The organism is Streptomyces sp. NPDC055815 (assembly GCF_053616475.1).
This window is the reverse complement of record NZ_JBSHDU010000038.1, coordinates 44,426-56,890: the sequence shown is the minus strand read 5'-3', so window position 1 is coordinate 56,890 and position 12,465 is coordinate 44,426. Positions and strand designations below refer to the sequence as shown.

At 72.1% G+C, this 12,465-nt stretch carries 11 protein-coding genes; 5 read left to right on the top strand and 6 right to left on the bottom strand.

Annotated features, from left to right (window positions below):
* Nucleotides 1-16: 16 nt before the first annotated feature.
* Nucleotides 17-1,009 (bottom strand): GDSL-type esterase/lipase family protein, encoded by a 993-nt coding sequence (locus ACWGN5_RS23615; RefSeq protein WP_453518442.1) that lies wholly within the window; start codon nt 1,007-1,009, stop codon nt 17-19.
* 352 nt (nt 1,010-1,361) lie between these two features.
* Here ACWGN5_RS23615 and ACWGN5_RS23610 point away from each other — a divergent pair, with 352 nt between their 5' ends.
* Nucleotides 1,362-2,825 (top strand): amino acid permease, encoded by a 1,464-nt coding sequence (locus tag ACWGN5_RS23610; protein WP_453518391.1) that lies wholly within the window; start codon nt 1,362-1,364, stop codon nt 2,823-2,825.
* A gap of 10 nt (nt 2,826-2,835) precedes the next feature.
* Nucleotides 2,836-3,291, top strand: a complete 456-nt coding sequence (locus tag ACWGN5_RS23605; protein WP_030691274.1) for an Lrp/AsnC family transcriptional regulator — start codon at nt 2,836-2,838, stop codon at nt 3,289-3,291.
* Nucleotides 3,292-3,394: 103 nt separating this feature from the next.
* Here ACWGN5_RS23605 and ACWGN5_RS23600 read toward each other — a convergent pair whose 3' ends face one another.
* The gene (locus ACWGN5_RS23600; protein ID WP_453518441.1) at nt 3,395-3,949 is read right to left on the bottom strand and encodes a Repetin; all 555 of its coding nucleotides are present in this window, start codon (nt 3,947-3,949) and stop codon (nt 3,395-3,397) included.
* 287 nt (nt 3,950-4,236) lie between these two features.
* Between ACWGN5_RS23600 and ACWGN5_RS23595 the strand changes: the two genes are divergently transcribed.
* Together ACWGN5_RS23595 and ACWGN5_RS23590 are read left to right on the top strand one after the other, a co-directional pair.
* Complete coding sequence (locus tag ACWGN5_RS23595; protein ID WP_453518389.1) at nt 4,237-5,043, top strand: carbon-nitrogen hydrolase family protein; 807 nt, start codon at nt 4,237-4,239, stop codon at nt 5,041-5,043.
* A gap of 56 nt (nt 5,044-5,099) precedes the next feature.
* The gene (locus tag ACWGN5_RS23590) at nt 5,100-6,797 is read left to right on the top strand and encodes a flavin monoamine oxidase family protein (protein ID WP_453518386.1); all 1,698 of its coding nucleotides are present in this window, start codon (nt 5,100-5,102) and stop codon (nt 6,795-6,797) included.
* Between the two features lie 79 nt (nt 6,798-6,876).
* On the opposite strand, the gene ACWGN5_RS23585 is transcribed toward ACWGN5_RS23590, so the two are convergent.
* The 3 genes from ACWGN5_RS23585 to ACWGN5_RS23575 form a co-directional block, all read right to left on the bottom strand.
* A complete protein-coding gene (locus tag ACWGN5_RS23585) occupies nt 6,877-7,584 on the bottom strand; it encodes a DUF5995 family protein (RefSeq protein ID WP_453518383.1) in 708 nt (235 codons plus the stop codon).
* A 73-nt stretch (nt 7,585-7,657) separates the two neighbouring features.
* Nucleotides 7,658-9,052 carry a uracil-xanthine permease family protein gene (locus tag ACWGN5_RS23580; RefSeq protein WP_453518381.1) on the bottom strand — a complete coding sequence of 465 codons (1,395 nt, stop codon included), beginning with the start codon at nt 9,050-9,052 and terminating at the stop codon, nt 7,658-7,660.
* A gap of 103 nt (nt 9,053-9,155) precedes the next feature.
* On the bottom strand, nt 9,156-10,370 hold the full coding sequence (locus ACWGN5_RS23575) for an MFS transporter (protein ID WP_453518380.1): 1,215 nt from the start codon (nt 10,368-10,370) through the stop codon (nt 9,156-9,158).
* Between the two features lie 118 nt (nt 10,371-10,488).
* Between ACWGN5_RS23575 and ACWGN5_RS23570 the strand changes: the two genes are divergently transcribed.
* A complete protein-coding gene (locus ACWGN5_RS23570) occupies nt 10,489-11,613 on the top strand; it encodes an ROK family transcriptional regulator (protein WP_453518378.1) in 1,125 nt (374 codons plus the stop codon).
* Here ACWGN5_RS23570 and ACWGN5_RS23565 read toward each other — a convergent pair.
* Nucleotides 11,610-12,356 (bottom strand): SDR family oxidoreductase, encoded by a 747-nt coding sequence (locus ACWGN5_RS23565; RefSeq protein ID WP_453518376.1) that lies wholly within the window; start codon nt 12,354-12,356, stop codon nt 11,610-11,612. The genes ACWGN5_RS23570 and ACWGN5_RS23565 overlap by 4 nt on opposite strands.
* Between the last annotated feature and the right edge of the window lie 109 nt (nt 12,357-12,465).

The following is a 12,465-nucleotide window of genomic DNA, read 5'->3' as shown; positions in this document are numbered from 1 at the left end:
GCCCCACACGGGGGGCTCAGTGGGGCGTCGTGGAGCCGCGGAGCGCTTCCGTCACCGCCTGTGCCACCCGCGCATGCCCCGCGTCGTTCGGGTGCAACCCGTCCGCCAGGTGTTCCGGGCCCAGGAGTGGCCGCCCCGGCAGGAGCAGCAGGTGGCGGTCGCCCTCCGCGGACAGGTCCCGGGCCGCGCGTTCCATCGCCCGGCGCAGTTCCGTCAGCGTCGCCCCGAGGGCGTTGCGCGTGTGCTCCGCTTCCGGCCGCAGGACAGGCGAGACGATCAGGAGCGGCGTCTCCGGGTGGCCCCGGCGGACCAGGCCCACGAAGGCGCGGACCGTCGCGTAGAGCCAGTCCGCGGTGGCCGGCACCCGTGACCAGCAGTTGGTGCCGAACGCGAGGGTGATCAGATCGCCCCGCAGCCGGGCCAGGTGCTCCGCCAGCGGCAGTTCGCCCCTCGCCCCGCCCGCGTACCCCAGGTTCACCGTGTCGAGGCCCAGGAGCCGGCCCGCCGTGGCCGGCCAGGAGTGGGCCGGGCGGGTCGACCACCAGCCCTCGGTGATCGAGTCGCCGTGGACGAGCCAGCGGGGCCGCTCAGGGGCGGGGGAGAGGGCGCCCCCGAGGGCCCGCAGGCCGAGCGGCACGGGCGCCTGGCCCTCCGGGAGATGGACGGCGAAGACGCCGCCCTCAGGGGGCAGCGGGAGCCTCACGACGGCCTCCGGCGCGGGAGCCGCGCACGTCTCGCCGACGAGCCGCGTCCCCCGCCAGACCGCGAAGCAGTGCCGCAGCGCCCGCAGCGGGTCGTCCGCCGCCGGGACGGCCGCCCGGTAGCGCAGCTCCACCGCGCGCGTACCGGGCGTGGCCGTGAACTCGATCCGTACCCCGATGGGCAGCGCGGCCCGCTCGGCGATGTCCCACGGCAGCCGTTCGAGGTCGTCGGGGTCGGCGCGGACGGGCCGGCCCTCGTCCAGCCAGGCCGTGCCGCGCAGGAACGGTGCCGGGTCGAGCCAGTGCACGGGGTCTCCGATCGTGGCGCCGGGAGCGGTCGTCAGGGGCTCGAAGCGTCGGTCATTCCGCACGAGGAGTCCATACGCGTGCGCGTGCCGGTTCACACCCCGATGTGTCGATTCATGCGGGGGCGCGCAATGTTTTCCCGTCTGCGCCCCAAGCGCGCAATGATCATCCGGCACTGCGCAACAACCCTGCATTACGACTGCGAAGCTTCGCCCCTTAGGCTCGTGCCCCGTACCAGGAGTGGCGGCGACCGCCTGCTCGGCGGTTCCGTCCCCCGTGGGTCTGCTTCGGCATGCCCTCGTACCGCCGCGGTCGCCTTCCTACCCTCACAGGCAGCGATAAGGAGCCTCCGCAGTGCTGGATCAAGGCGCAGCCCCGCCGGTCGACGACACGGCCACCCCGAAGACCTCCGCTCTCGGCGCACTGGTCCGGCGCAAGCCGGTGGAACGCCTGGTCGACGAGGGTGGCCAGGGTGAGGGCGGCAACCTCCGCCGCTCGCTCTCGATGTGGCAGCTGACCATGATCAGCATCGGCGCCACGCTCGGCACCGGCATCTTCGTCGTCCTCGGCGACGCCGTCCCGAAGGCCGGCCCGGCCGTCACGATCGCCTTCGTCGTCGCCGGTCTCACGGCGCTCTTCTCGGCCCTCTCGTACGCCGAGCTGGCCGGCTCGATACCGGTCGCCGGGTCCTCCTACTCGTACGCGTACGCAACGATGGGTGAACTCGTCGCCTGGGTCTGCGGCTGGTGTCTGGTCCTGGAGTACGGCGTCTCCGTCGCCGCCGTGGCCGTCGGCTGGGGCGAGTACCTCAACGAGCTGCTCGACGGGACCATCGGCGTCACCATCCCCGATGTGCTCTCCTCGGCCCCGGGCGAGGGCGGCGTCATCAACCTGCCCGGCCTCATCGTCGTCCTGCTCGCGATGGTCTTCCTGCTCGGAGGCGCCCGCGAGTCCGCCGTGGTCAACACGATCATGGTCGTGGTGAAGATCGCCGCGCTCGCCCTCTTCTGCGCGATCGGCTTCATGGGCTTCAAGTCCGGCAACTACAAGGACTTCATGCCGCTCGGCACGGCCGGCGTCAGCGCCGCCGGCGCCAGCCTGTTCTTCTCGTACATCGGCTTCGACGCGGCCTCCACGGCCGGTGAGGAGGCGAAGAACCCCAAGCGTGACCTGCCCCGCGCGATCATGCTCTCGCTGCTCATCGTCACCGTCCTCTACGTCCTGGTCGCCGCCGTCGCGGTCGGCGCGTGGAACTGGAAGGAGTTCGAGGGCTCCGAGGCCACGCTCGCGGCGATCATGAACGACGTCACCGGCCAGACCTTCTGGGGCACGATGCTCGCCGCCGGCGCAGTCATCTCCATCGCCAGCGTCGTCCTCACCGTCCTCTACGGCCAGACCCGCATCCTCTTCGCGATGTCCCGCGACGGCCTGGTCCCCAAGGTCTTCGGCAAGGTCAGCGGCAAGACCGGCACCCCGCGCGTGAACACGGTCATCGTCTCGCTCTTCTGCGGCGCGCTCGCCTCGGTCATCCCGCTCGGCAAGCTCGTCGACGCCACCAGCATCGGCACCCTCTTCGCCTTCGGCCTGGTCAACATCGCGGTCATCGTGCTCCGCTACACCCGCCCCGACATGCCGCGCACCTTCAAGGTGGCCCTCGGCCCGGTCTTCCCGGTCCTCGGTTTCATCTTCTGCGCCTACAACATGTTCAGCCTCGATGCCGTCACCTGGGTGGTCTTCGGTTGCTGGATGGCCGCCGGGCTCGTGTTCTACTTCCTGTACGGCATTCGCCGCTCCCGACTGGCATCCGAACAGAAGTGATCCACCCGTAGTGCGACTCAATGACCTCGACGAACGCATCGTCCACGCCCTCGCGGAAGACGCCCGCCGCAGCTACGCCGACATCGGCTCGCTCGTCGGACTCTCCGCCCCCGCCGTGAAGCGGCGCGTGGACCGGCTCCGGGCCGAGGGCGCCATCACCGGATTCACCGTACGGGTGGACCCGGCGGCGCTCGGCTGGGAGACCGAGGGCTTCGTCGAGATCTACTGCCGTCACAACACCTCGCCGGAGGACATCCGGCGAGGTCTGGAGCGGTACCCCGAGGTGGTGTCCGCGTCCACCGTCACCGGTGACGCGGACGCCGTCGTCCAGGTCTTCGCCTCGGACATGCGCCACTTCGAGCGCGTCCTGGAGCGCATCGCGGGCGAGCCCTTCGTGGAGCGCACCAAGTCCGTCCTGGTGCTCTCGCCGCTGCTGCGGCGCTTCTCCTCGGGCTCGCCCGCGTAGTCCGACGGGAGGAGGGGCGGTGCGGGCCGTGGTTCCCGCACCGCCCCTCGGTCGTTCCCGCGGTCACCCGGTCGTTCCCCCGGTCACCCGGTCGTTCCCCCGGTCACTCGGTCGGGTAGTCGACCTGCCAGGGCAGCACCTTGAAGTCACCGGTGCCCTTCTGCACCGTCTCGAACGGAGCCGAGCTCAGGCAGGGCGGAACCTCCAGGTTCGTGTCCCGGCCGACCCAGCTGTAGCCCAGGCGGTCGTGCTTCCCGTCGTCGTGCACCGAGATCCCGACGCGCTTGTTCCTGAAGGCGTCCACGTCGGTCTCGGTCACGACGCCCGTCACCACGGCCACCTTGCCGCCCGTGGTGAGGCAGTCGACCTTGGCCACCGCGTAGCCGCCCTTCCCGTCCTTGTAGTGGCTGAACCGGAAGGTGCCGGTCGCGGCCTGCGGATCCTTGTTGTCCTTCGCCGCCAGGTGCGCGTCGAAGCTGAACGTGATGTCGTCGCCGGCCGGCCGGTACAGCTTGGCCGTCCCGGTCAGCGCCGCGGCCTCCCGGACCGTGCCGTGCCCGTGCCCGCCGTCCCCTCCCGAGGCGACGGCGACACCCCCGGCCCCCAGGGTGAGCAGCACGGCGGCGGCTACGGCGACGATCTTCGTACGGCGGTTCATCGTGGTCCCCTTCGGCAGGTCGTCCGGCAGGTCTTCCGGACGACCACCACTCTTCCGCGCGAGACCCGCCCGGGCGTCGCGCCGCAGAACGGTCCTCGTCTCCGCCGCGCGGCGGGGGAGCCGTACGACCACGGTCGGAGCCGTACGCAACGAATCGACGCCCCGGCCGCTCATCGCGCAACGGTTCGACGGTCGGTCCGCAACGCTGCCGCCTTGTCCCGGGAGAGCGCGAAACCGTACCGTTTTTGACGTCTTCCCCCTCAACTTTCGACCCCCGAGGATCGCCGATGCCCGCGCTGCGCACCGCCCTGCTCCAGAGCTCCGGTGAGCTCGGTGACGTGGCCGCCAACCTCAAGATCCTCGACGAGGCCGCCGCCCGCGCCGCGGCCGCCGGAGCGAGCGTGCTGCTCGCCCCCGAGCTCTTCCTCACCGGCTACGCCATTGGCGCCGACATCGCGCGCCTGGCCGAGCCGTCCGACGGCCCTTCCGCCCGCGCCGTCGCCGCGATCGCCGTGCGCCACGGCCTGGCCGTCGGCTACGGCTACCCGGAGCGGGACACCGAGCGGCACGGAGTCCTCTACAACTCCGCGCAGCTCATCGGCGCCGACGGCGTCCCCCTCGCGCGGTACCGCAAGACCCACCTCTTCGGGGACTTCGAGCTCCAGTGGTTCACCCCCGGTGACGAGCCCCTCGTCCAGGCGGAGCTCGGCGGGCTCACCGTCGGCATGATGATCTGCTACGACGTCGAGTTCCCCGAGAACGTCCGGGCGCACGCGCTGGCCGGTACGGACCTCCTCCTCGTACCGACCGCGCTCATGCACCCCGCCGAGGTCGTGCCCCTGTCCGTGGTACCGGTCCGCGCCTTCGAGAACCAGCTCTACATCGCGTACGCCAACCGGACCGGTCCCGAGGGCGACTTCGAGTTCGTCGGCCTCTCCACCCTGGCCGGCCCCGACGGCACCGCCCGGGCCCGCGCCGGGCGCGGCGAGGACCTCGTCCTCGGCGACGTCGACCCGGCCTTCCTCGCGGCCTCCCGCGCGGAGAACCCCTACCTCCGCGACCGGCGCCCCGGCCTCTACGGCTCCCTCGTCTGAGCCCCCTCGCTTTCCTGACCTGCCTCACCTTTTTCCGTGCAAGGAGTCCGTACCCCATGACGTCCACGGTGCCCACGACCGCCGTCCCCCACAGCGACGGCCAGCCGCCGATCACCATGTTCGGTCCGGACTTCCCGTACGCCTACGACGACTTCCTGGCCCACCCGGCCGGGCTCGGCCAGATACCGGCCACCGAGCACGGCACCGAGGTCGCGGTCATCGGCGGCGGGCTCTCCGGCATCATCGCCGCCTACGAGCTCATGAAGATGGGCCTCAAGCCCGTCGTCTACGAGGCCGACCAGATCGGCGGCCGACTGCGCACCGTCGGCTTCGAGGGCACCGGCACCGAGGGCCTCACCGCCGAGATGGGCGCCATGCGCTTCCCGCCCTCCTCGACCGCGCTCCAGCACTACATCGACCTGGTCGGCCTGGAGACCACGCCCTTCCCGAACCCGCTGGCCGAGTCGACCCCGTCGACCGTCGTCGACCTCAAGGGCGAGTCGCACTACGCCACCACCGTCGACGACCTCCCGCAGGTCTACCGCGACGTGATGAACGCGTGGAACGCCTGCCTGGACGAGGGCGCCGACTTCTCCGACATGAACCAGGCCATGCGCGAGCGCGACGTCCCGCGCATCCGCGAGATCTGGTCGAAGCTCGTCGAGAAGCTCGACAACCAGACCTTCTACGGCTTCCTCTGCGACTCCGAGGCCTTCAAGTCCTTCCGGCACCGCGAGATCTTCGGCCAGGTCGGCTTCGGCACCGGCGGCTGGGACACCGACTTCCCCAACTCCATCCTGGAGATCCTCCGCGTCGTCTACACCGAGGCCGACGACCACCACCGCGGCATCGTCGGCGGCTCGCAGCAGCTGCCGCTGCGCCTGTGGGAGCGCGAGCCGGAGAAGATCGTCCACTGGGCGCAGGGCACCTCGCTCAGCTCCCTGCACGAGGGCGCCCCGAAGCCGGCCGTGACGCGGCTCAACCGGACCGCCGGCAACCGGATCACCGTCACCGACGCCTCCGGCGACATCCGCACGTACCAGGCGGCGATCTTCACCGCCCAGTCCTGGATGCTGCTCTCCAAGATCGCCTGCGACGACTCGCTCTTCCCGATCGACCACTGGACCGCGATCGAGCGCACCCACTACATGGAGTCCTCGAAGCTGTTCGTGCCCGTGGATCGGCCGTTCTGGCTGGACAAGGACGAGGAGACCGGCCGGGACGTCATGTCGATGACGCTGACCGACCGGATGACCCGCGGCACCTACCTCCTGGACGAGGGCCCGGACAAGCCGGCCGTCATCTGCCTCTCGTACACCTGGTGCGACGACAGCCTGAAGTGGCTGCCGCTCTCGGCGAACGAGCGGATGGAGGTCATGCTGAAGTCGCTCGGCGAGATCTACCCGAAGGTCGACATCCGGAAGCACATCATCGGCAACCCGGTGACGGTCTCCTGGGAGAACGAGCCCTTCTTCATGGGCGCCTTCAAGGCGAACCTGCCGGGTCACTACCGCTACCAGCGCCGCCTGTTCACGCACTTCATGCAGGACCGGCTGCCCGAGGACAAGCGCGGCATCTTCCTCGCCGGCGACGACATCTCCTGGACGGCCGGCTGGGCCGAGGGCGCGGTGCAGACGGCGCTCAACGCGGTCTGGGGCGTCATGCACCACTTCGGCGGCGCGACCGACGGCACCAACCCGGGTCCGGGCGACGTGTACGACGAGATCGCCCCGGTCGAGCTGCCGGAGGACTGAGGCCCTTAAGGGTCTGTCTGACAATTCCCGCCGGGTCCGGCCCGCCCGGCCTGATCCGGCGCGAATTGTCAGACAGGCCCTAAGGGCGTGTGAGTGGGGTGAGCAGCATCCGCCCCACCAGGCCCACCGACCGGTCGAGGCGTTCGGTGAACTCCTCGGCCAGGTCGGGCAGCCGCCGCAGCTGCCACAGCGAGCGGGCGGCGAGCCAGGCCCCGTCGCGGGCCCGGTCCAGGCTCCAGCAGCCGAGCAGATGCGTCAGCGGGTCCGCGACCTCCAGGAGGTCCGGGCCCGGCATCAGTTCCTCCCGGATGCGCTCCTCCAGGAGGACGAGGATGTCTCCGACCCGGTCGAACTCGTCCTCCAGGTCCGCCGGGGCGCACTCCAGGACCCGGCAGGAGTCCACCACCGCGAGCGCCAGGTCGTGGCCGATGTGGGCGTTGATCCCGGCCAGCGCGAACTGCAGCGGCCGTACGCCGGGATGGCGGCGGTAGTGGAAGAGGGGCCGCCAGCAGGCGGGGGCGGGACGGCCGCCGATGACGGAGTCGACCGCCGCGAGATAGCGCTCGGCGAACCGTACGTCGAGGGTGGCGGCGGCCCGCCGGTCGGCGAAGGTGCCCGCCTCGATGGCGTGGCCGATCTCCTCGGTGACCGTGAGATAGACCCGGTTGAAGACGGCGACCCCGTCGGCCGGATGCCAGCCGGAGCGGAGCGCCCGCATCCGGTCCACCACGGGGTCGACCGCGACGAACTGGCCGATCCGCTCTTCGGTCCCCTGGGTCTGCGCCATGGGGGCAGGCTCCCAGCCGCCGGGCCCGGGAGGGAACTCCTCGGGCCCGGCTTCCCCAGAACGGGCGAATCACTCAGTTCTTCGACACGCCGTCCGTGTGCGTCTCGTACGAGCTGGTGCCGGCGTCCAGGAGCGGTTCCTGCGTCTTGAGGTGGGCCGGGGCGAAGGCCCGCAGCACGTGGTAGCCGGTGATCACGACGATCGTGCCGAGGGCGATGCCGCCCAGCTCGAAGGTGTCGGTGAAGGTCAGCTTCACGCCGCCGACGCCGATGATGATGCCGGCGGCGGCCGGGACCAGGTTCAGCGGATTGCGCAGGTCGACCTTGGCGTTGATCCAGATCTGGGCGCCGAGCAGGCCGATCATGCCGTACAGGATCACCGTGATGCCGCCGAGGACGCCGCCGGGGATCGCGGCGACGATCGCGCCGAACTTGGGGCAGAGGCCGAAGAGCAGCGCGAAGCCGGCGGCGGCCCAGTAGGCGGCGGTCGAGTAGACGCGGGTGGCGGCCATGACGCCGATGTTCTCGGAGTACGTGGTGTTCGGCGGGCCGCCCACGGCGGTCGACAGCACCGAGGCGGCGCCGTCGGCGGCGATCGCGGTGCCGAGCTGGTCGTCGAGGTTGTCGCCGGTCATCTCGCCGACGGCCTTGACGTGGCCGGCGTTCTCGGCGATCAGGGCGATGACGACGGGGAGCGCGACGAGGATCGCGGACCACTCGAAGCTCGGGCCGTGGAGGGTCGGCAGGCCGATCCAGTCGGCCTTGCCCACGCCGGAGAGGTCGAGCCGCCAGTGGTCGGTGACCTGGCCGCCCGGGGACATCGAGTGGATCTTGCCGAAGACGAGGTCGAAGACCCACGAGATGGCGTAGCCGAAGACCAGGCCCAGGAAGATCGCGATCCGGGACCAGAAGCCGCGCAGACAGACCACGGCAAGACCGGTGAACAGCATCACCAGCAGGGCCGTCCACTGGTCCTGCGGCCAGTACGTCGAGGCGGTGACCGGTGCCAGGTTGAAGCCGATCAGCATGACGACGGCGCCGGTCACGATCGGCGGCATCGCCGCGTGGATGATCCGGGCGCCGAACTTCCGGACGGCGAGACCGGCCAGGAAGAGCACCGCGCCGACGACGAGGACCGCGCCGGTCACGGTGGCGCTGGTGCCGCCGGAGGCCCGGATGGCGGCGGCGACGCCGACGAAGGAGAGCGAGCAGCCCAGGTAGGACGGGACGGTGCCGCGGGTCGCGAGCAGGAAGATCGCGGTCGCGACACCGGACATCATGATCGCGAGGTTCGGGTCCAGGCCCATGAGGACCGGGGCGACGAAGGACGCGCCGAACATGGCGACGACGTGCTGCGCGCCGAGGCCGACCGTACGGGGCCAGGAGAGCCGCTCGTCCGGGCGGACGACCGCTCCCGGAGCGGGTGTTCTCCCGTCGCCGTGCAGGGTCCAGCGCACGCCGAGGTTCATGAGGTCGCTCCCGTTCTCCGGTTTCCGGCGGCCGTGTCGCGACCGCAAAAGATCAGCCACATGGTATGCGTCGCCGGAGGTCGCGGATTTCCGGTGATTCGTCCTATCCGACCGGGCCGGCGCTCTTCGCGGGCGCGGGCGCCGACGAGGCCGTCTCCCGGCCGCCGGTCCTGAGCACGCCCGCGCCGAGCACCAGACCCAGGGTCAGCAGGGTGACCAGGCCGAAGGAGAAGACCAGCGAGGTCGCGTCGGCGATGCCGCCGATCGCCGAGGGGGCGATCAGACCCGAGGTGTACGTGATGGTGGCGACGCCCGCGATGGCCTGGCTCGGGTTCGGCCCGCTGCGCCCGGCCGCGGCGAAGGCCAGCGGGACGACGACCGCGATCCCGAGCCCGATCAGACCGAAACCGGCCATCGCGACGGCGGCGTGCGGGGCGAGGACCACCAGGACCCCGCCGAGGGTGGCGACGGCGCCCCCGACCCGTACCGTACGGACCGCCCCGAAGCGGTCCACCACGCGGTCGCCGACGAGCCGCGCCACGGCCATCGTCAGCGCGAAGGCGGTCGTGGAGGCGGCCGCGAGCCCCGCCGAGCTGCCCAGCTCGTCCCGGAGGTAGACGGCCGACCAGTCGAGGCTGGCGCCCTCCGCGAACACCCCGCAGAAACCGATGGCGCCGATGATCAGCGCGGACTTCGGCGGCAGCGAGAAGCGCGGCGGCGGATCCTCCTCCGGGGTGCTGCGGACGTCGAGCACGCCCTGGCAGAAGATCAGGCCGAGCGCGGTGAGCACGAGGGCCGCGACCAGGTGGTGCAGCCGGGCGTCGCCGCCGAGGTGGGCGGCGACCGTGCCGGCGGCGGAGCCGAGCAGGGCGCCCACGCTCCACATGCCGTGCAGGCTCGACATGATGGACTTGCCGAGCCGGTTCTCGGTCTCGACGCCCAGCGCGTTCATCGCCACGTCGGACATGCCCGCGGTCGCCCCGTACACGAGGAGCGCGCCGCACAGCCCCCAGACGTTCGGGGCCAGCGAGGGCAGGGTGAGGGCGAGCGTCCACAGGGCGAGCAGGCCGCGCAGCGCCGTACGGGCGCCGAAGCGGTGCGAGACGGCCCCGGCCAGCGGCATCGCGAGGGAGGCGCCGAGCGCGGGGAAGGCGAGCGCGAGCCCGAGCTGACCGGCGCTGACGCCCGCGTGCTCCTGGATCCAGGGGATCCGGGTGGCGAAGCTCCCGGTGACCGCGCCGTGCACGCAGAAGACGGCGGCGACGGCGAAGCGCGCCCGCCGGAGGCGATCGGTGCTGGTGACGGTCTCCGCCGCCATGGGCCCTCCCTGTGGTCGTGGTGTGCCGGGGTCTGTCGCGTAAACTATCAGGAACCCTGCCTGATAAATAGAGCGCGGTGAGGGCCCCCGGGTCCGACGCGTCTGAGAGGATCGCCGCATGGCCGCATCCCCGAGCACCGCACGAGCCATCAACGACCGGTTCGCCCTGCGACTGCTCCAGGACGAAGGCCCGTTGACGGCCACTCAGCTCAAGACGCTCACCGGGCTCTCCCGCCCGACCGTCGCCGACCTCGTCGAGCGGCTCCAGGGCTCGGGTCTCGTCCATGTCGTCGGCGAGGCCGGAGCCGAGCGCCGCGGCCCCAACGCCAAGCTGTACGGGATCGTCGCCGACCGCGCCCACCTCGCCGCCCTTGACGTCCGGACCCGCTCGGTCTCCGTCACCGTCGCCGACCTCCTCGGCACCAGGCTCGCCGAGGCCACCGTCCCCGTCGGCGACGACCACGGCACGGGACCGGCCGTCGAGAAGGCGGTCGCGCTCCTGGAGCGCACCGTGAAGGAGGCCGGCGCCGACCGGCTGCACAGCGTCGCCGTCGGCGCCCCGGGGCTCATCGACCCCGCCACCGGCGAGCTGCGCGACTCCTCCGGGCTGCCCGCCTGGCACCGGCGGCTCGTCGGCGTCCTCCAGGAACGGCTGCCCGCCCACGTCCTCGTCGAGAACGAGACCAACCTCGCCGCCGTCGCCGAACTCCGCGAGGGCGCCGCCCGCGACCGCGAGGACTTCGTCCTGCTCTGGCTCGGCCAGGGCGTCGGCGCCGCCGTCGTCCTGGACGGCCGGCTGCGCCGGGGCGCCTCCGGCGGCGCGGGGGAGATCGGCTTCCTGCCGGTCCCGGGCACCTCGGGACTGCCCTCGGCCACCGGCTGCGACGGCGGCTTCCACGAACTGGCCTGCGCGGCGGCCGTCGACGCCCTCGCCGCCGCCCACGGCCTCGACCCGGCCGACGCGCTCGCGGCGGGCCACGGCCCCTTCCTCGACGCCCTCGCCCGCCGCCTCGCCGTCGGCGCGGCCGCCGTCGTCTCCGTCCTGGACCCCGGCTGCGTCGTCCTCGCCGGGGAGACCGGCCACCAGGGCGGGCCGGAACTCGCCGCCCGGGTCGAGACCGAACTCGCGGCCCTCTCCCCCCTGCGCACCGAGGTCCGCGCCACGACCCTCGGCGACACGGCGGTCCTCCGCGGCGCCCTGCTCCGGGCACGGGACGCGGCGCAGGACGAGCTGTTCCCCTAGGTCTCGGGCGGGAACCGCAGCGCGAGGAACTCCTCGAAGGCCACCCGGCCCACCGCTCGTTCCGGCGCCAGATGGCCGCCGTGCCGCAGCCCCTGGTAGACGCGGCCCGGCAGCGGTACCTCCACGAGGCGGCGCCGGCGCCCGGTCGCCCGCAGATAGGCCTGGGCCAGCTCCCTGAAGGTGAGGATCTCCGGGCCGCCCATGTCCTCCACCCGGCCAGCCGGGGACCGAACGGCCAGCTCGGCGAGGCGCGCGGCCGCCTCCGTGACCTCCAGCGGCTGGTCCCGGACGTCCTTGGGGAGCAGCATCACGGGCGGCTTCGCGAGGCCCTGGAGCAGCTGGAGGATCAGGTCGTGGAACTGGGTGGCGCGCAGCAGGGTCCACGGGATGCCGGACGCGCGGATCATGCGCTCCACCGCGTACTTGGTCCGGTAGTAGGGGAGCGGCACCCGGTCGACGCCGACGATCGAGATGTACACCAGGTGCGGCACCCGGGCCCGCCGCGCAGCCTCGATCAGGAGGCGGGCGGCGTCCTTGTCGCCGCGCAGGATGTTGCTGCAGTGGACGACCGCGTCCACCCCGTCGACCGCCCGGTCGAGCAGCGGTCCGCCCTGCCGCAGGTCGACGGCGTACGGCGGCGAGTGCCGGCTGAGCACCCGTACCTCGTGCCCGTCCGCGCGCAGCCGCTCGCAGACGGGCCGTCCGAGCGTTCCCGTACCGCCGGTCACCAGGATCGTGCTCATGTCTTCAGCCTGACCGCCCCGCAGCGGGAACGCGAACGCGCCGCGCCCCGGACAGGGGGGCGCGGCGCTGTGGGCCCGGCGGCGGCAAGGGCCGTGAGTGTCCGCCGCC